Here is an 18804-nt window from a genome sequence, read left to right as displayed (position 1 = left end):
CCCAGGGAGACAACAGCCATGAAGACGCTACGACTAGGTGTGCAGGTCTTGCTCTTGTTTCTGGCTCTGCTGGGGGCCTGGCCACAGGCACAGGCACAAGCCTTGTCCGAGGTAGAGCAAGAGCGTGAGATGATTCGAGAGCTGCAGCAGGCCCAGGATGAAATCCGCCTGATGCAGTACCGCCTGGAAGGCAACCAGGTATCGATACGGCCCGAGCGCAGCTACGAGGAAGATCAAAAGCTGGTGCGAACGCAGGAGCTGTCCGGACGGGTGGTGCAGTCTTTGGAGCGGCGCAGCCGCCTGTTGAAGGCACGTTTGCAGGAGCTGGGCGAAGATTCGGGCGATGAGGCCGAGCAGCTCATCGTTCATAACGAACGCATGCAATTGCGCCGTGCCGATGCTGCCTTGCGGGCTGATCTGCGCGTAGCGCGTCTGGTGCAGGTGGAGGCGCAACAAGCCCGTCAGTTGCTGCGAGAGGCGACGGTGCGCTATGAGAAAGCGAAGCGTTGGCGACGCAATGCCTCTTTGGTCCTGCTGGAAAGTTTGCCCGAACTTGCACAGGCCTGGCCCGCTGACCGTTCCAAACTATCTGACTTTGCCCAGCAGTGGCGAGGAACATGGAGCAATAGCAGTTGGCAGCAAAGCAGCGCCTCATTGTGGATGGCGGCGGCGGTTCTGCTTGTGATGCTGGCTTTGTTCCGCGTCATGCCCCTATGGGTAAGCCGTTATCTGCCAGCCGGACGCTTGCGTCGCTCCAGTCTGATCATTGCTAATTTCTTCCTGTGGTTTATCGCTGCCTGGGTGGTGGTGGACCAGCTGGTTGAACTGGTGTTTCAACGGCCAGGCCTTTCTCCCACCCAGTTTGAGCTTCTGGCTTATTTGAAAGTAGGGGCTTGGGCTGCAGCAGTGGCGCTGGCTTGTCTCAAGAGTATGGTGGTTCAGCCTCGGGCTTCCTGGCGTTTGATTCCCGTGTCCACTCAGACTCAGCATAGGCTGCGTTACTTTGCACCCGCTTTTTTCCTGCTGGTGTATGCGGACATCACAAGCAGTTTTTTTCGGGGATCGATAGGTTTATCGGATGCATTTCAGTCCATGGCTGATGGTGTGAGCAGCCTGCTGTATTTGATCCTGTATGGCTATGGTTTGTGGGTTCTGCGAGACGAGCTGTTCAATCGTACTGATGTCGCGGGGCAGGGGGCGAGCCGAACGGGACGCAGTTGGGCTCGTCTGGCCTTTAAAGGCGGCGTCCTTGTTTACATCCTGGTGTTGGGCTTGTTCATCGGCGGCTGGCAAGGCCTGTCGGATGACTTGATGTCGCATTTCATCACCATGCCCTTGATCCTGGGGCTGCTGGCCTACGTTTGTATGGTGTGGCTGCAGGACATTGCGGATTCCTTGCTGACCTATTTACGTAACCGCAGCCATGATCCAGAGGCTGCGCCGATTCGCGTGCAAAGCCAGTTCATCGTTGTGTTTTTTGCTATCGCCCGGATGAGCGTGTTGCTTCTGGCGATCTGGATGGTGAGTGGGGATTGGTTAACTGAGCCCAAACAGATGCTGGAGTCGGGGCTGGATGTCTCGCGTGAGGCCTTGCGTCTGGGAGCGGTGCAGTGGCGCCTGGACTTGTGGCTGATTGCCTTGGGCGTGATGCTGGTGGGGGCCGTCCTGATTCATTTCCTGCGCACCTGGCTGCGTCAGCATTACATGCCTAACACCACGCTGGAGCCGGGCCTGCAAAATGCGATCGTGGGCATGGTTGGGTACGTTGCCTATTTTGTTCTGTTGGTGATCTGCCTGTCCATGCTGGGTGTGCCGATTGAATCGGTGACCTGGATCTTTACGGCCTTGACGGTGGGTCTGGGTTTTGGCTTGCGAGGCATTGTGCAGAACATTGCCTCTGGCCTGATGCTGATGGTCGAGCGTCCCGTCAAAGTGGGAGACTGGGTGGAGGTAGAGGGCAGCGAAGGCAATGTGCGCCAGATTCGCTTGCGGGCGACCTATGTTGAGCGCTTTGATCGCACCATGGTCATGGTCCCCAACTCCCAGATGATGGGGCGGCAGGTGCGTAATCTGACTTACACCCCGACCTCCTTGGGCGCGATCGAGTCCCGCTTGCTGTTTCCGCTGGATGTGGACGCGGATGCGGTCATGCAGATTTTGCGTGAGGCCGTACAGTCCGAGCCGGAAATTCTGACCGAGCCAGCCCCTATCTTGTCTTGCGACGGAATTTTTGGGGATGGGGTGGCATTCAGCACCCGTTGTTTCATCAATACCATGCGAGTCCAGCGCCGGGTGCGCAGCAATCTGATGCTCGATATTCTGCGGCGCTTGCGTCAACAGGGCATCAGTCTGCATCCGGCCCAACGCTGGGTTCAGGAAGCCATGGACAAGGACAGGGCCGAAGACCCCGACCTTTAGGGTTTTCCCAGTGATTGAAAGCTGAAATATTCATCCGTATAATTTGTTTAGCCACACTAAACAGAATAGACGCATTATGCGTATCAGGATGGATGAGACATGAGCAAGAAACAGTCCCCACAGGACGAGGCCCCCGTATCGCCGTGGCGCGCCGCCAGCGCAGCGGGTTTGGGCACCATGATCGAGTATTACGACTTTCAGCTGTACGGCGTCCTGGCTGTGACGCTAAGCGTGCTGTTTTTTCACGCCGGCAATGAGAACGCGGCCTTGCTGTCCACATTGGCCGTGTTTGGCGGGGCCTTTCTGGCACGCCCCTTGGGCGGTATTTTCTTTGGCTGGTTTGGCGACAAGCATGGCCGTACCGCTGCCTTGATGTTCACGATTGTGGGCATTGGAGTGGCCAGCGCCTTGATGGGCATGTTGCCTACCTACGCCACGCTGGGCCTGGCTGCACCGGCCTTGCTATTGCTGTGTCGTTTGCTGCAGGGCTTTTTTGCCGGTGGTGAAATTACGGGCGCAGCTACCTATGTGGCGGAATGCTCGCCCCCCGGCAAGCGCGGTTTCTTTGGCGCGTTCAACCCGGCCGCCGCCACTTTGGGCTTGTCCCTGGCCACCGGCGTCGCCGGCCTGGTGACAGCGCTGGTGGGTAAGGAAGCCATGCTGGATTGGGGCTGGCGTATTCCCTTTCTACTGTCCATTCCCTTGATCATTCTGTGTGTCTGGGCTCGTTCACGTATCGAGGATTCGCCGCGCTTTAAGGAAATGCTCAAAAGCCATCACCCCGAGCATTCGCCTTTGTCCTTGATTGTGCGTGATTACCGCCGTCCCCTCTTGCAAGTCATTGCCATTGGTTTTGCACAGAATGCAGCAGGCTACGTGGGCGTGGTCTATCTGAGTACCCATTTGATTCACACCCTGAAATACGACGGCACCGCGGTGTTCTGGCTGATTTCCCTGGTCACCTTGTGCTCGGCCTTCATCATGCCTTTTGCCGGTGGCCTGTCTGATCGCTTTGGCCGCAAACCCTTGCTGACGATTGGCTTGCTGGGCTATCTGGTGCTGGTGCCGCTGACGATGTGGGTCGCCTCCTGGGGCAGTTTCCCGCTGGCGGTGATCGCGGTGGCCGTGTCCATTTTGCCGTTCATCGTAGTGCAGGCCGTGGGCTACCCCTTGTATGCCGAATTGTTCCCTACGCGAGTGCGCTATAGCGGCGTGTCGCTGGGCTTTAACATCGCCACCATTCTGGGTGGAGCGACGGCGCCATTCGTGGCGTCCTGGCTGACGGGCCTGACCGGTTCCAGCATGGCACCTGCCTTTTACGTGATGGTAGTGGCGCTGATCGGGAGTGTGGCTTTGAGCACGGTGCAGGAAACCTCTGGCCGTCAGTTGGCCGATTGATTTTCAAGGAAGTAAATGATGTCCGGATATTTTCTTTATCACTCCATTGGCATGTTCGAGGGCAAGGAAGCGGCCATGCGTGCCGAGCTGGATCAGTTCAGCCAGGTCTGGTCGGCGCAGGACGATGCCCAGTGGGGGTACGCTCTGGGCCAGAAACAGGCTTTCATGGATGCCTGGGCCCGTTTGATTGGTGCTGATTCCAAGGATATTGCGCTAAGTGAAAACGTCACAGGCGGCCTCTACAGCATTCTGGGTTCTTTGCCTTCGCATGTGCTTAAAGGACGTACCTTGCTGGTTGCGGCCGATTGCTTTCCCAGCCTGCATTTCCTGTTGCAAAAACTGGCCTTGCGCCTGGGCTTCACCTTGCGCACCGTACCTTTGAGCGCCGGCCTGTCCTATGTGACGGACGATGATTTCATTAATGCCTGGGATGACAGTGTGGGTTTGGCCCTGGTGACCTGGGTCAGCTCTACGTCCTCGCACCGGGTGGATGTGGATCGCATGGCGCAATGTGCGACGGAGCACGGCAGCCTGATGGCGCTGGATTTGACACAAGCTGCCGGGCTGGTGCCGTTCACCGTGCATGAAGGCGTGGCCTTTACCTTGTCGGCCTCCTTGAAGTGGGCATGCGGCGTGTCCGGTGCCAGCCTCTTGCATGTGCGTGCAGATTTGATCGAGCAGTGCGAGCCGGAGTTTCGCGGCTGGTTCAGCCAGGAAAATCCCTTTAACTGGAATCTGGACCAGTTCAGCTATGCTGACGGCGCGCGTCGTTTCGACCATGGCACACCGGCTATTTTGGGAAGTATTGCGTCCCTGCCTGGCATGCGTTTCGTGCTGGAAACCGGCGTGGAAAAACTGCTGGAGCAAAACCGGGCATTGACGGCGGTCTTGCTGGATCGTGCGGCCAAAGCCAATTGGCCCGTGCTGACCCCATTGGCCGAGAACGAGCGCGGCGGCAGCATCATGTTGCGCGCCAGCAGTGCCCAGCGCGCTCAGGCTATGGTGGATCAGCTGCGTGAGCAGGAGCTCTATTGCGATCAGCGTGACGGCGTATTGCGTCTGTCGCCCGGTAATGTCTGCACCGAGCAGGATGTACTGCGCTTGTGCGACACCTTGCAAGCCGGCTGGTAAAGGAGGAGGGGATATGGATAGCCAAACCTGGGCTCATCAGGCCAGCCGTCGTATCGAACGATCCGCCAAGGTCGTGATGGACTATATGGCGGATCTGGATGCGCTGGGACGCTGGTCCCTGGGCTGCTTTGACACCGAAACGGTGGAGCCTGGCCTGGTGGTGGGGACGTCCTTGTTTGATGGTGGCCAAACCCATGTCAGCGTGGAGATTCTGGCCGAGCAAGGGCTGATTCGCTATTGGGTAGGTAGCGCCACGCAACGTACCCCGCGCATCAGCGCCATGGTGCAGCCGCTGGATCAGAATTCCTGCATTTTGATCATGCTGGCGACACGCGGTGCAGACATGGATGAAAACCGCTGGCTACGTTTGCAGCGTTGCCATGAAACCGAGCTGGATCTGATCCAGGCCCAGCTGCACAGCGCCGCCTAGTGCTCGTGCTTAATAGCTGGGTGGGGTGATCGCCACAATAAAGCGCACATCCGTGTCGTAAGGATTGCGGTAGGCATGGGGCAGGCTGGAGTTGAAATAACAGCTATCGCCCGTTTGCAGACAGTGCTGATCATCCCCTACATCGACCAGCAGCTGGCCTTCCGTCACCAGCACACATTCCTCGGCAGGGTGGCTCCAGCGCTGCCCGACCGAGCTTCCTCCCGGCGGCAAGAAGCCCGCCAGCATTTCAATACTGCCAAAGCCCGGTGACACCCGCTGGTACTGCACGCCCGAAGCGGATTGAATGCTCATGCGCTCGTTCTGGCGCACCACCGCCACTTGCTCCACATTGTCATCCAGCAGGGAAAACAAGGGCGTATCCAGCGCACGTGCAATTTGGCGCAGGGTATCCAGACTGGGTTGGGTCAAACCGCGTTCCACCTGGCTGATCAGGCCGGGGGAGACTTGGGCAAGCTCGGCCAGCTTGCGCAGAGACAGTTTTTTATGAAGTCGGACTTGGCGAATACGCAAAGCGGCCATGTAGAAGCGGGGGTAGATAGTAAAGCCGTCATTGTAAGACAAGCCCGCAGGGCTGAGGAGCGCGGGACCTGGCCCACCTGCTGCTTATCGGGCCAATCGGTTCAGGTCTTTGCCATCAGTTGGGGATCGTCGGCCCATTTTTCTTTGATATGCAGCATTTCAGGCAGGCATTTGTCCAGCAGGGCGATCAGTTGCGGGTCAAAGTGCTGGCCGGATTGTTCGCGCAGATAGTTGATGCAGCGCTCTACACTCCAGGCTTTCTTATAGGGCCGCTCACTGGCCAAGGCATCAAACACATCGGCCACCGCCACGATGCGGGCGGGCAGGGGGATATTCTCGCCTTTTAAACCGTAGGGATAGCCACTGCCATCCCATTTTTCATGGTGATACAGCGCGATCGTGCGTGCCAGTTTTAACAAACCATGCGAGTGCTGGCCAATAATGCGGGCGCCAATCAAGGTGTGCGTACGCATGATTTCCCATTCTTCGGGTGTTAGCTTGCCGGGTTTTTGCAGGATGGAATCCGGGATGCCGATTTTGCCAATATCGTGCATGGGCGCGGCGTGCAGCAGTTCGTCGGCCGCTTCGCTGGAGTAACCCAGCCAATGGGCCAGAATGCGCGTGTAGTGGCTCATGCGGATGACGTGGCGGCCAACTTCGTTGTCCTTGTATTCGGCCGCTGTCCCCAGGCAACGGATAATCTGCAGGCGGCTGTCGCGCAGTTCCTGCATTTGTACCAAGGACAGATGGTTGCGTATGCGTGCCTTCAGAATCGCCGGGTTAAAGGGTTTGGAGATGTAGTCCACCGCCCCCATGTCCAGCCCCATTTGCTCATCCTGCGGCTGCGAGAGTGCGGTTACAAAAACAACGGGTATGTGGCGGGTTTTAAGGTCGGCCTTCAAGGCTCTACAGACTTCGTAACCCGACATTTGCGGCATCATGATGTCCAGCAAGATCAGGTCCGGTAGATCCCGTTGTGCCAGCTCCAGCGCCTTGATGCCATCTTTGGCAAAGAGCAGCCGGAAATCCTGTTGCAGCGTATGGCGCAGAATCTGCAGATTGGCGGGCTCGTCATCGATGAGCAAGAGGGTGGGGCGCGGTGAGGTAAATTCATTCATGGCGTGGCGGATCCTTGGCCAAGCTCGCATTCAGGTCTTTGATCAGCTTGGACAGGATCAGGCTGGCTTGAGCAAAGTCGAACACGTCGATGGTTTTATTAAGATCATTCAGGGTATCGGTTTGCCCTGTGCTTTCCAGATACTGACAGACCACTTGCAAGGCAGGCTCATCCAGCTCGTTGAGCAAGACGCTGCTATGCAGAATGTGGAGATGGTTCAAGGCAACGTCTGGGGTATGCACCACGACGTGTTGAGGGTCTGAATAAGGAGTCGGTGGGCCGTTGTGGCTAAGTTCTTGAACGATGCGGTTGAACATTTCCTGCAACTGTTCAATACGGCGACGCATCTGGCGAGTTTGACCACGACGAATTTTTTCTTCCAGCTCGGCGCTGAGGGCAGACACTTGGGGCAGGCCCAGATTGCCGGCGGTGCCGCGAATGCCATGCAGGCTGCCCAGCACAATTTCCCAGTTCGGGGATGCCTGCTTGATTTCATCGAGTGGGTAGCGGGTATGCAGGTCAGACAGAAAGCTCAGCAGAGCGCGGCGCAGACGGACCTGGGAACCCCACAGGCTCAGGCCCAACTCCCAATCGATCAGGCTGTTCTCTTGTGGTTCGACGCTGTGCTCCAGGGGACCAGTGGGGGGCAGACCCATCACCATGGCAATTTCTTGCAGCAAAGAAGGCAGATCCAGCGGTTTGGTGGCAAAGCCATTCATGCCGGCCTCCTGGGCCGCATGACGGTCGGACTCCATGACACTGGCAGTCAGCGCAATCAGAGGCAAAGGCAGACGCGCTTCACGGCGCTCCTGTTCGCGCCACCGGCGGGCGGTTTCCAGACCGTCCATCTCGGGCATGTGCACATCCAGCAAGGCCACATCAAAATCTTCTTTGGACAGCAGCTCCAGCACTTTGTGACCGTTGTCGGCCGCTGTCACGGAGTGTCCGTGCTGCTCCAGGGCCAAGGTCAGCAGTTCCTGATTCAGGCTGATGTCATCGGCCACCAGAATGCGCAGCGGCGGCAGGCGGGGCACGGGCTGATCGTCCGGGCTCAGGCTGGGTTCTTTACCCGGTTCCAGGGGAATACGGACTTCAAAGACGCTGCCCACGCCCAGGGTACTTTCAACCTTCAGCGTGCCGCCCATCAGATCCACCAACTGGCGGGCAATGGATACGCCCAGGCCGGTACCGCCAAAACGGCGGCTGATGGATACATCGGCCTGTGTAAAAGGGGTGAACACATGGCGCAACTGCTCAGGAGTCATGCCAATGCCGGTGTCCGTGACGCGGATGGAGACGGTATTGCGCCCTGGTTCGGGATTGACATCCACATGCACCGCTCCGCTTTGGGTGAACTTGATGGCATTGCCGATCAGGTTGTTCAGCACCTGCTGAATCCGCATCGGGTCGCCCTTGTAAAACTGATGCAGCTCGGGCGCATGGTTCAGACGGAACTCCAGGTTCTTGGCATCCGCTGCCAAACGCAAGGAGGCCACGACCTGATTGCACAATTCAATCAGCGAAAAATCCACTTGCTCCAGCTCGACCGAGCCGCGTTCCAGCTTGGTGGTATCCAGAATGTCGTTCAGCAAAGCCAGCAAGGAGTGGGCGGACTGGTTGATGATGGCAAGGTGCTTGTTTTGCTGCGCATTGATCTGATCATTCAGCATCAAGTCGCTAAAGCCAATAATCGCGTTGAGCGGGGTACGGATTTCATGGCTCATATTGGCCAGAAAAGCCGTCTTGGCCTGGGCTGCCTGCTCGGCTTTTTCCGCACTTTGACGCAGGGATTCGGTCAGTGCCTTGTAGCGGCTCATGTCAGTGACAAAACCGACAAACAGCGGGTCACCCGGCTGGCGTACCTTGCCTACGGCCAGGCGCATCGGCAGCAAGCTGCCATCCTTGCGCAAACCGGTGACATCCCGGCCTACGCCAATAATTTTTGGGTCGTTGGTGCGTAAATAATTGGACAGATAGCTGTCGTGGCGCGAGCGGTCCGGCTCGGGCATCAGCATGTTCACATTGCGCCCCAGCACCTCGCCAGCCTTCCAGCCAAACAGGCGTTCGGCTGAATGGTTGAAGTCCAGAATGGTGCCGTGGCTGTTGATGGTAATAATGCCGTCAATCGCCGTATCCACAATGGCCCGGTTATGCGATTCGCTTTCTTCCATCTTCAAGAACAACTGGCGGTAGCGCAGCAGGCCGTTGGCCGCGGTCACCAGTACCGTCACTGTAATGGTGAAGGTGGACAGCACCATGGAGGCAAAGGTGCTGTTGAAGATGATCATGTCATCGGGCGGTGTGGTCTGGCCTATAAATCGGGCGGCCGCCATGCCGGTATAGTGCATGCCGGAAATGGCCAGGCCCAGCACAATGCCGCTGATGACCACGCGTTGCAGCAAGGTCAGGCGGGTGCGATGCAAGCGAAAGCGTATCCACAAGGCCAGCGTGGCCAGTACCACAGCCAGCACAATCGACAGGAAGAAGGTGATGGGCTCATAGCGCAGCACCGGCGCCATACGCATGGCAGCCATGCCACTGTAATGCATGGTGCCTATACCCAGACCCACCAAAATACCGCCCACAATCAGGTGCGAGCGTTGTACACGGGCTTGCGAGAGAATTTGCAGGGCGACCCAGGATGCCCCTACGCTGGGCAGAACCGACAACATGGTGATGGCCGGGTCGTAATGGACGCTGGTGCAAAGTTCAAACGCCAACATGCCAATAAAGTGCATGGTCCAGATGCCACCGCCCAGGGCGATGGCACCCGTACAAATGGCAATCTGGCGGTGTATGCGCAAATCAGCCATGCGGGCAATATGGGCCGTTTGCAAGGCCATGCCCGAGGAGAAGATGGCAACCAGTAGCGACAGGATGACCAGACCACTGTTATAGCTACCAACCAAAAAGGGAGCCATCTGGTCTGCACTGATGAAGAACTGGTCGAGTATCCGCATAGGTGCTGATGTCCGAAGCGGCCCATAGGGGGCCAAGTTAGACGAAATGTGTCAGGCTCCCCCTGCCTGCCAGAGGGAATGTAACGGTGAAATTCGGATAGGTTACCGAGTTTGTCTCTTACTGTGCGCTTTTTTGTATGGATTCAACAAAAAAATTCATGGCTAGAGCAAGGTTCCTGTCAGCAACATCGCGGCCACGGAGAAGTAAATCACCAAACCGAGCACGTCCACCAGCGTGGCCACCAGGGGTGCCGAGGCACTGGCCGGGTCAAAACCGACGCGCTGCAAGATGAAGGGCAGCATGGAGCCAATACAAGAACCGAACGTCACAATGCCAACCAGAGCCAGCCAGATGGTGAAGGCAATCAGCAAGGAGTGCTCGCCATAGTCGTACAGGCCCAGGTGTTGCCAGATTTCGATACGAATAAAGCCGATCGCCCCCAACATGGTGCCCAGCACCAGACCCACGGGTAATTCGCGCAGCAGGACACGCCACCAGTCGCGCACCCGGACTTCACCCAGGGCCAGACCGCGGATCAGCAAGGAAGTGGCCTGCGAGCCGGAGTTACCGCCGGAGCTCATGATCAAGGGAATGAACATGGCCAGGACCACGGCCTTTTCCAGCTGTATTTCGTAGTACTGCATGGCACTGGCGGTCAGCATTTCACCCAGGAACAGAATGGCCAGCCAGCCTCCCCGTTTGCGAATCATGGTGCTAAAGCCCGCTTGCAGATAGGGTTTGCCAATATGTTCGGCACCCCCGAAGCGGTTCATGTCTTCGGCGGCCTCGTCCATCAGGGCGTCGATCACGTCGTCTACCGTCACAATGCCGATGATGGCATTGGCCTCGTCCACCACTGGAATGGCCAGAAAGTCGTGGCGGCGTATCAGTTGGGCCACGGCCTCCTTGTCCGTCAGGGCCTGCACGGCAATGGGGCTGTCGCCACTCCACAACTCGGTCAGGGCCGCCTGCGGGTCGGCGCACACCAGCTTGCGCAAAGGCACCACAAATTGCAGTTGTTGCTTGTCGTTGATCACATAGATGGCATAGACCGTTTCGCGGGTACTTTCCACTTCCCGAATGTGCTGCAAGGTTTGTGCCACATTCCAGCTCATGGGCACTTGCAGAAACTCGGTAGTCATGATGCCGCCGGCTGTGTCTGCCGGATAGTGCATCAGACGCATGATGGAGGTGCGGGTGCGCTGGGTCAGGCGGCCAAGAATCTGCTCCTGGTCTTCATGGTCCAGGTCTTGCAGCAAGTCGGCCATTCGGTCTTCGGCCAGTTGCTCCAGCACTGGCAGGCGTTCGGGACGTGTCAGCTCCATCAAGAGCGCACTGGCCCAACGCAACTCCGGCACTTCCAGCAAGGCTTGCAGACGTTCGTTATCCAGCTCCTGGGCAGCGAGCAGCGCGGGGCCTTGCTCCAGCTGATTCAGGGCCAGAACAATATCGGCAATCGGGGTTTGGGGGCCAAGTAGCTCAGTTGATGGATGCGTGGACATGCAATACTCCAGTGGGCGTGCAGGTACAGGGTCTTGAGTTCAGGAGGTTGGCACCGGGCCAACAGACCGTAAAGCGAACCGGCTCAGTTCGCACGAAACTCGCTAGGATAGCGTTCTTTGCGGATACGTGCTTCCCAAGCCGGGCGCAGGAAACGCCAGGCCGCTGCATTTTGTCTGGGAAATTGCTGATGCTGTGGTCTAAGTATGTCTGTGAATCGATCCATGATTTACCCATAGAACCGCTCAGTGCACTACCAAGCTGAAACTCAGCGTGATGAAGAATATCGCCATCGTAGGGAGGTCTGCGCTGGAAGTCAAAGCGATTGCAATGATGCGCAAAAAAATGATTTGTGCTGTTAAGGTGAGGCTTGTGCCCCTGCACCGAACTTGAGACGGTTCAGAGGGTGCTATAGTGCCCGCTTTGCCGCATAACGGCGACTCGACCCCGGCGGGCCAAGGCCCACTACACGATCAGGAACAACCATGAGCAATGCGATTAATTTTGACAAAGGCAACTACCGCTTCATTCCGACCGGCGTGAACCGCTTTTCGGGCGGGGTGGCCGCTCAGCCTGGTTACGAGATCTGCCGGGTCGTGTTTTCTGCCCCCGTGCCACTGAAAGAAGGTTTTGACTTGATTCAGGCCGTGCTGGAAGCAGAAGAGCGTCCCTTGACAGCCTTGTGCGCCTGCGAGCTGCGCTCGCCCGAGCCAGTTAGCGACAGCGACTTCAACAAGTTCAATGAGCTGTATCTGGAAACGCTGAAAGAGTGGGGCCTGGTCAAAGGCAAGCATAATCCGGTCGCCCGCAGCAACGTGTCGCCGCTGGTAGGCGCACCTGCCGAGCCCAGTTTTTACGCTTTCAGCTACACGGTGGAAACCGATATTGAAGAAGCCACCTTTGTGATCGCAGGCAGCTGCGAAGTCCCCGAAACGCCCGACGACTATATAGAGAGCATTGTGGCCTACCAGGACGTGTCGCCTGAAGGGCTGTTGCAGAAGGCGCAATGGGTTCTGGGTGAAATGGAGCGTCGTCTGGAAGTGTTGGGCCATGAATGGGCTGACACGACGGCCACCCATGCGTACACGGTGCACAATCTGCATCCTTTCATGGCTACTGAACTGGCTCAGCGCGGTGCGATCAACCATGGCTTGGGCTGGCACCTGGCCCGTCCTCCCGTCAAGGATCTGGAGTTTGAAATGGATTGCCGCCGTATCCTGAACGAACGCGTGCTGACTATTGATTAATTGATCAGCCCCTAAAACAAACAGGCCCACGCTAGCGTGGGCCTGTTTGTTTGATGTCTGGCTGTTTATGCCTGGCTATAAGCTGCCTGGCGGGCAGACTGCTGATAGCGACGACGCACAATCAGGCCCCACGCCAAGCCCAGAACGGCGGACGCCAAAGAGCCACACAGAACGCCCAGCTTGGCAGCATCCAGCAAAACGGGCTCGGCAAAGGCCAGGTTGGCCACAAAGATGGACATGGTAAAGCCAATACCGGCCAGCAAACCAATCAGGGTGACGCCGGCCCAATCCATGCCGGCAGGCAGGGTACATAGCCCCAAGCGTACGGGCAACCAGGTGCCCAGCAAGACGCCCAGGGGCTTGCCCACAATCAGGGCAATCGCCACACCAAACAGGGCGCTTTGTGCACCGGCGGCATTCAGGTCCAGACCATTCAGGCTGACCCCGGCATTGGCCAGCGCAAACACCGGCATGATGATGAACGCTACCCAGGGATGCAGCAGTGCAGGAATACGCTGGACCGGAGGCAGAATCTCGCGTTGAGCCAACTGCATTTTCTGCAGCGTGTGCATGACTTCGTGGGTGTCATGCTGGCTTTCCAGTTTGGTGGCCAGTTCCAGATTCAGGTGACGGGCCTTGCGAGGCAAGGGCAGGGCGCGCACAGGGCTCATCATGCCCAGAACCACACCGGCCAGTGTGGGGTGAGCACCTGTCTTCAACAAGCCAAACCACAGGATCGCACCGGGAACGACATAGGCCCAGGCCGAGCCTATACCCATTTTTTGCAGACCCAGGACGGCCACAATACCAACGGCTGCAATCAGGAAGGCGCTGTAGTCCAGGCCGCCCGAGTAGAAGAAGGCAATGATCAGGATGGCGACCAGGTCATCAATAATGGCCAGCGCCAGCAAAAACACCCGCAAGCTGGGGGGCAGGGAGCGGCCCAGCAAGGCCAGCACACCCACTGCGAAGGCAATATCGGTGGCAGTCGGAATGGCCCAACCCATCAGCACCTTCGGGTCGGGATTCATGGCGGCGTAGATCAGCGCGGGCAGGGTGATGGCGGACAGGGCAGCACAGATAGGCAGCATGGCCGAGCGCCAGTCGGACAGGGCACCGTCATGGATCTCGCGGCGGATCTCCATCCCGACAACCAGGAAGAACAAGGTCATCAGAATATCGTTGACCCAAAAATGCAGATCTTGCGAGAAACGCCAGGAGCCCAGCTCCAAGGTCACTTGGGTGTGCCACAGGGCAGAATAGCTATCGGCAAATGAAGAGTTGGCCCAGATCAGGGCTATGGCGGCAGCCATCAACAAGACCACACCGCCCAGGGCCTCGATATGCAGGAGGCGTTGCAATTGGGCTTGCAACTGGCGGGTCAGAACATGGGCGCGCGGCAAAGGCGCACCGGAAGAAGGGTGGGACATGGTCGGCAAATCTCCACAAGGCGGCCCGACCTTGCGTATGTAATTAACCTGCCTTGCTGCACCATGCCAGCAAAACACCCTGCGCAATTATAGGGATGGAGCCTCTTTAAGGCAATCGTCAGCTTGGGTCTGTGTCGGGCGCAATATGTATGGGAATCGTGACTGGCCCATCGTTGGTCAGGCTCAATTGCATATCGGCACCAAATACGCCGCACTGGGTATCAGGCAGCCGGGTGCGGGCCATGGCTACCAGCTCGTCAAACAAGGGCTGGCTGATTGCAGGGGGCGCAGCGCGGCTGAATCCTGGACGGTTGCCCTTGCGCGTATCGGCCGCCAGGGTGAACTGGCTAACCAGTAATAGCTGACCACCGGCTTGCTGCAAGTTCAGGTTCATCTTGCCTTGCTCGTCCGAGAAAATGCGCAGGGCCAGCAATTTATCCAGCAAGCGTGTGGCTTGCTCGCGGGTGTCACCGTGCTCGGCACAGACCAGAACGGCCATGCCTGCGCCAATTTTTGCGACAGTTTGGTTTTCAATATCGACCTGGGCCTGGCGTACCCGTTGAATCAAGGCAATCATATTTATTCACTAAAATCAGTGGCCGACAGATTTGGAGAACAGATTCACAATCAGCACACCCACCACAATAAAACCGATGCCAATCATAGCGGCCAAATCCAGCTTCTGCTTGAAGACCACCCAGCCAATCAAGGAAATCAGCACAATGCCCACGCCACTCCAGATGGCATAGGCCACCCCAACCGGCATGACGCGCAGGCTGAGCGACAGGAAGTAAAACGCACCTGCGTAGAACATGATGGTGAAGGCGCTGGGCATCAGGCGCGTGAACTGTTCGGAGCGCTGCAGCAAGCTGGTGGCGATGATCTCGAAGAGAATCGCGATGAATAAATGCAGGTAGGCGAGGCTTACAGGGGTCATTGAAAATCAGGGTTGGAAACTGAACCAGCCAGGTAGCAGCAAGACACTGGCCCACAAGGCGGCCGAGGCCCAGGATGAGATATGAAAACTCAGAGGCGACATGGCACAGGTGCCCGCAATCAAGGGGACAGTTGAGCGCAAGGGACCAACAAAGCGGCAGGCCACAATACTAAACCATCCCCAGCGTGCAAAAAAAGCCTGCGCTTTTGCATACAGATGCAAGCGCTTGCGGGCCCACTCGAAGTGGAACAGATTGCCGCCGTAACGCTGGCCCAGAAAAAACGAGATGGCATTGCCCAGGCCGGCGCCCAGTGTCACGGACAGCCAGATCGGCAGCAAGCTCATTTCCCCGGCGCCGACCAGGGCACCGACGGATAAAAGGATGGCTGTACCCGGTATGATCAGGGCCAGAAAGGGCAGGGACTCGACCAGGCACAAAGCGAAAACAGCGGGGGCCACCCATTGTGGGTTGGCGCTGATCAGGGCTGTGGCCTGTTCTGCAAAATTGCTTAGGGTGCTCAGCATATCAACCAGAAGGAAGGGACAGCATCATTGCAGTCTTTTAGTTCAGGGCAAGGCTCAGAATCAGGCGGTCCTTGTGCTGCAAGCCGTCCTCAAACAGGGCCTCGTCGTAATGGTGCAGGAAATAATCGGGCTCTACCGCTATCACTCGAAAGCCGGCGCGCTGGTAGAAAAACAGGGGGTAGCCAATGGTGCCGGTGGCCACATATAAGGTTTGCCCACCTTGTTCGCGTACATAGCTAATCAGGGCAGACAGCAGCTTGGCACCCAACCCATGACCCTGGTGCGAGGGCTGAACGGCGATGTTCATCAGCTCCCAATCCTGGGCGTTCCTGCGCTGCAAAATAGCAGCCGCCACGATGTGTTCCTGATCTTTAATGCACCAGGCGTGCGGTGTGTCTTTGTAGCTTTCAATCAGACTTGTGCTGGGATCAGCTTCCAGAAGCAAAGCCATGGGCAGGCTGGAGCCATGGACCTGTTCAGCTTGTCCAAAATCATTGCTTTGGCTCATGAAAAATCCCCGTCCACGTAAAACCATTGGCCTTGTTCAAGGACAAAACGGCTGACTTCATGCAGACGGTTCGCCCGGCCATTCAGACGGTTGCGAGCGACAAATTCCACAATCGCTTCCGTGTCGGAAACACGTTCATGACGTCGCACATCCAGGCCCAGCCATTGCAAACCTTCCGGATTGGGTTCCAGCGAATGAGGGCGGGTGGAGCTATGCCAGGTGGCCAGCAGATAGTCCAGATCGTCGCGCACAAAAGCGCTGTAGCGCGAGCGCATCAGGGTAGCCGCATCGGGGGCTTGCAAGTACTGCGGGCCTTGGTGCCAAGGGCCGCAACAAACTTCGTAGGTTTTGGGATTGCCGCAGGGACAGGAGTTTTTTGAAGAGGAAGACTTTTTCAAGAGCGTAACTGCCAAGACCAAAGAATGGCACAAGCATACCTGAAAGCAGGTATTGGTTTATGGCGCCACCGCGACGAAAAGTAAGGATTTACAGACCAGGCTTTGCTGTAGCTGGACTGCTTGTCAGGCAGGGGCGTTCGAGGGAGTACGGGTGTTGGTAATGTCTGATTGGTTCATCGTACGGGTAAAAAGTTCCTGGCCGAGCATCCAGCGTTTGGTAGCGGCGGCCCGATGCTGTGCTGCATCCTGACTTGTGATCCCTGGAATCCCCATAAAAAAACCCGCCCGCAAAAGCGGACGGGTTAGCGGCATGCGATTCGCTGCGTCGAAGGGGCTTATTTAGCCGCGTCGATGCGCTGTTGCATACGCTGGGCGCGTTCTTTGGAGCCGGGGTGCGAGCTCATCACGCTGCTTTCGCCGCCGTCCAGAGCTGCCAGTTTTTCAAAGGCAGAAACCAGACCCTGGGTCTTGAGCTTGCGCTCGGTCAGCAGGTCAAAGGAGTAGTCGTCAGCGTCGGATTCTTGCGATTGCGAGAACTGAGCGTTCAGGAAGGCTTCGGACAGTTCGCCCAATTGGCTGGAGTTCAACTGAGCAACCACGCCGTTACCGGTGGCGGCAGCAGCGTCACGAGCAGCGGACAGGCCGTAGGCGGTTTGCATGGCTTTCTTGCTGTGGCCCAGTTCAACGTGGCCCATTTCGTGACCGATCACGCCGCGCAGTTCGTCGTCGTTCATCTTGTCCATCAGACCGGCATACACACGGATACAACCGTTAGCCATGGCCCAGGCGTTCACTTCCTGAGTCTGGTAAACCTTGAAGTTCGGTGTTTGACCGTTCAACTGTTTCGCCAATGGCTTAACGACACGTTGCAGGCGCTTGTTGTACTTGCTGTTGGGGCTGGCCACTTTGTTTTCAGCATCCATCTGCTTGCAGGACTGATCCGACAGAGCAATCACTTCCTGATCGGACAAATTGAACGCCTGGACAGCCTTGCTGCCGGCACCGACCATGCCACCCACATCCATTGTCTGACAGCCTGCAGTCAGGCCAGCGACGGCCAGCATAGCGGCCAATGCACCCATACGAAAAGTCATGAACTTCCCCTTCTACTTATATAAAGAGAAGCGATTTTAATGACTAGGCGGCGAAGGGTTCCTGTATAAAACAAACTTTAACAATTGTTGTTGGTGCACTTACACATAGATAAAAGGCCTGGGCGGGCACGATCAAGACTAAGTAAGGAGGTTCAGCCCCACAATGTCCCACTCATTCCCGAACGTTTGTAGTACGTCGCCTCGACCAGCGTTAAACGCTAATGATTAGGCACCGATGCTACTATCCGCCTCATAAAAACGAGAGGGAGGTAAGGGAAATGAGCAAGAAAATCATGGTGTTGTTGGGAACGCTGGTGCTGGCGGGTTGCGCGGCACAGACCCAGGGAGAACGCAGCCTGAGTGCCCAATCTTCACCAAGCTGTGCACCGATAGACGAGGCTGGTGTTGCCGTTTTGTTTGAGCGTTGGAACCAGTCGCTACAAACCGGCAAACCCGAGGTCGTCGTTAACAACTATGCAGAGCGCTCGATTCTGCTACCCACGCTGTCTGGGGTAAACCGCATCACCAAGGCAGAGAAAGAAGATTATTTCGACCACTTTCTGGCTGGCAAGCCGCAGGGCAGGGTAACGCAACGACAGATAACCCTAGGCTGCAATATGGCAGTGGACTCGGGGCTGTATACCTTTCATATGGGCAGCAGCGGCAAGGACGTAGGCGCGCGTTACACCTATACCTATCAATGGAACGGGCGGGATTGGCTGATTGTCAGCCACCATTCTTCGCTCTTGCCGGCGGATAAATAAGCGCTTTTCAGGCCTGGGTAACTTGCTCAAACAGCAAGAAGCCCGGGCTTCAGGTTTGTTGCTGGGTGCAAGCCAAACGGCAGGGAACAAGCGAGTTCGGCATTGTTATTATTAGTACGGGCCGATGCTTGAAAGAGGAATGAGATGGTGCCCCCCCCGTGAGTCGAACACGGCACCAACGGATTATGAGTCCGCTGCTCTAACCAAGCATGAGCTAGAGGGGCAACAAGTCCGCAATTATTACATAAAGTCTGTGTTTGTGCCTAGCGTAGCCACGGCTAGAGCAAGAGATTCAAGCATCTGGAGGCCCAACTGTATTTGCTCGCGATTGGTAGCACCTTGTTGTTTATCCTTGGAGCACAATGAGCGAGTCTAAAATCCAGAGAATAATGATGAAAACACTTAT

At 57.0% G+C, this 18804-nt stretch carries 17 protein-coding genes and 1 tRNA gene; 6 read left to right on the top strand and 12 right to left on the bottom strand.

The features are described 5' to 3' along the window. Positions 1 to 18 precede the first annotated feature (18 nt). The 4 genes from D0C27_RS16240 (at position 19) to D0C27_RS16225 (ending at position 5377) form a co-directional block, all read left to right on the top strand. Positions 19 to 2418: a mechanosensitive ion channel family protein gene (locus D0C27_RS16240; RefSeq protein ID WP_137431317.1), complete on the top strand. Its 2400-nt coding sequence runs from the start codon at positions 19 to 21 to the stop codon at positions 2416 to 2418. Positions 2419 to 2517: 99 nt separating this feature from the next. Continuing rightward, on the top strand, positions 2518 to 3816 hold the full coding sequence (locus D0C27_RS16235) for an MFS transporter (protein WP_137431316.1): 1299 nt from the start codon (positions 2518 to 2520) through the stop codon (positions 3814 to 3816). 15 nt (positions 3817 to 3831) lie between these two features. Beyond that, on the top strand, positions 3832 to 4947 hold the full coding sequence (locus D0C27_RS16230; RefSeq protein WP_226349538.1) for an aminotransferase class V-fold PLP-dependent enzyme: 1116 nt from the start codon (positions 3832 to 3834) through the stop codon (positions 4945 to 4947). Between the two features lie 13 nt (positions 4948 to 4960). Continuing rightward, the gene (locus D0C27_RS16225) at positions 4961 to 5377 is read left to right on the top strand and encodes a hypothetical protein (protein ID WP_009459478.1); all 417 of its coding nucleotides are present in this window, start codon (positions 4961 to 4963) and stop codon (positions 5375 to 5377) included. A gap of 9 nt (positions 5378 to 5386) precedes the next feature. Here the strand turns inward: D0C27_RS16225 and D0C27_RS16220 are convergent, their stop codons facing one another. The 4 genes from D0C27_RS16220 to mgtE form a co-directional block, all read right to left on the bottom strand. Continuing rightward, positions 5387 to 5959: a helix-turn-helix domain-containing protein gene (locus D0C27_RS16220; RefSeq protein ID WP_235332425.1), complete on the bottom strand. Its 573-nt coding sequence runs from the start codon at positions 5957 to 5959 to the stop codon at positions 5387 to 5389. Between the two features lie 59 nt (positions 5960 to 6018). Beyond that, the gene (locus D0C27_RS16215) at positions 6019 to 7035 is read right to left on the bottom strand and encodes a response regulator (RefSeq protein ID WP_035268306.1); all 1017 of its coding nucleotides are present in this window, start codon (positions 7033 to 7035) and stop codon (positions 6019 to 6021) included. Further along, positions 7028 to 9994, bottom strand: coding sequence for an MHYT domain-containing protein (locus D0C27_RS16210; RefSeq protein ID WP_137431315.1), 2967 nt, complete (start codon positions 9992 to 9994; stop codon positions 7028 to 7030). The genes D0C27_RS16215 and D0C27_RS16210 overlap by 8 nt, the downstream gene beginning before the upstream one ends. A gap of 162 nt (positions 9995 to 10156) precedes the next feature. Continuing rightward, on the bottom strand, positions 10157 to 11497 hold the full coding sequence (gene mgtE, locus D0C27_RS16205; RefSeq protein ID WP_137431314.1) for a magnesium transporter: 1341 nt from the start codon (positions 11495 to 11497) through the stop codon (positions 10157 to 10159). Positions 11498 to 11980: 483 nt separating this feature from the next. Between mgtE and cnbZ the strand changes: the two genes are divergently transcribed. Then, positions 11981 to 12742, top strand: coding sequence for a 2-amino-5-chloromuconate deaminase CnbZ (gene cnbZ, locus D0C27_RS16200; protein WP_009459468.1), 762 nt, complete (start codon positions 11981 to 11983; stop codon positions 12740 to 12742). 65 nt (positions 12743 to 12807) lie between these two features. Here cnbZ and nhaA read toward each other — a convergent pair whose 3' ends face one another. From nhaA to D0C27_RS16165, 7 genes are all read right to left on the bottom strand, one after another. Then, complete coding sequence (nhaA, locus tag D0C27_RS16195) at positions 12808 to 14172, bottom strand: Na+/H+ antiporter NhaA (protein ID WP_137431313.1); 1365 nt, start codon at positions 14170 to 14172, stop codon at positions 12808 to 12810. A gap of 118 nt (positions 14173 to 14290) precedes the next feature. Further along, positions 14291 to 14749 carry a D-aminoacyl-tRNA deacylase gene (gene dtd, locus D0C27_RS16190; RefSeq protein ID WP_035268299.1) on the bottom strand — a complete coding sequence of 153 codons (459 nt, stop codon included), beginning with the start codon at positions 14747 to 14749 and terminating at the stop codon, positions 14291 to 14293. A gap of 15 nt (positions 14750 to 14764) precedes the next feature. Continuing rightward, positions 14765 to 15109: a DMT family transporter gene (locus D0C27_RS16185; RefSeq protein WP_009459464.1), complete on the bottom strand. Its 345-nt coding sequence runs from the start codon at positions 15107 to 15109 to the stop codon at positions 14765 to 14767. Positions 15110 to 15115: 6 nt separating this feature from the next. After that, a complete protein-coding gene (locus tag D0C27_RS16180; RefSeq protein ID WP_009459463.1) occupies positions 15116 to 15634 on the bottom strand; it encodes a DedA family protein in 519 nt (172 codons plus the stop codon). Between the two features lie 37 nt (positions 15635 to 15671). Further along, positions 15672 to 16142: a GNAT family N-acetyltransferase gene (locus tag D0C27_RS16175; protein WP_115635061.1), complete on the bottom strand. Its 471-nt coding sequence runs from the start codon at positions 16140 to 16142 to the stop codon at positions 15672 to 15674. Continuing rightward, entirely contained in the window at positions 16139 to 16540 is a 402-nt protein-coding gene (locus D0C27_RS16170; RefSeq protein WP_009459461.1) for a YchJ family protein, read from the bottom strand. Before D0C27_RS16170 ends, D0C27_RS16175 begins: the two co-directional genes overlap by 4 nt. A 335-nt stretch (positions 16541 to 16875) precedes the next feature. Further along, a complete protein-coding gene (locus D0C27_RS16165; RefSeq protein WP_009459460.1) occupies positions 16876 to 17634 on the bottom strand; it encodes a M48 family metallopeptidase in 759 nt (252 codons plus the stop codon). Between the two features lie 278 nt (positions 17635 to 17912). On the opposite strand from D0C27_RS16165, the gene D0C27_RS16160 reads away from it, so the two are divergent. Next, on the top strand, positions 17913 to 18398 hold the full coding sequence (locus tag D0C27_RS16160; protein WP_060186047.1) for a DUF4440 domain-containing protein: 486 nt from the start codon (positions 17913 to 17915) through the stop codon (positions 18396 to 18398). 145 nt (positions 18399 to 18543) lie between these two features. Here D0C27_RS16160 and D0C27_RS16155 read toward each other — a convergent pair. Continuing rightward, a tRNA-Ile gene (locus D0C27_RS16155) sits at positions 18544 to 18622 on the bottom strand. Between the last annotated feature and the right edge of the window lie 182 nt (positions 18623 to 18804).

Origin of the sequence: Alcaligenes faecalis (assembly GCF_005311025.1) — a bacterium.
Classification (GTDB): domain Bacteria; phylum Pseudomonadota; class Gammaproteobacteria; order Burkholderiales; family Burkholderiaceae_B; genus Alcaligenes; species Alcaligenes phenolicus.
This window is presented reverse-complemented; position numbering and strand designations above follow the sequence as displayed.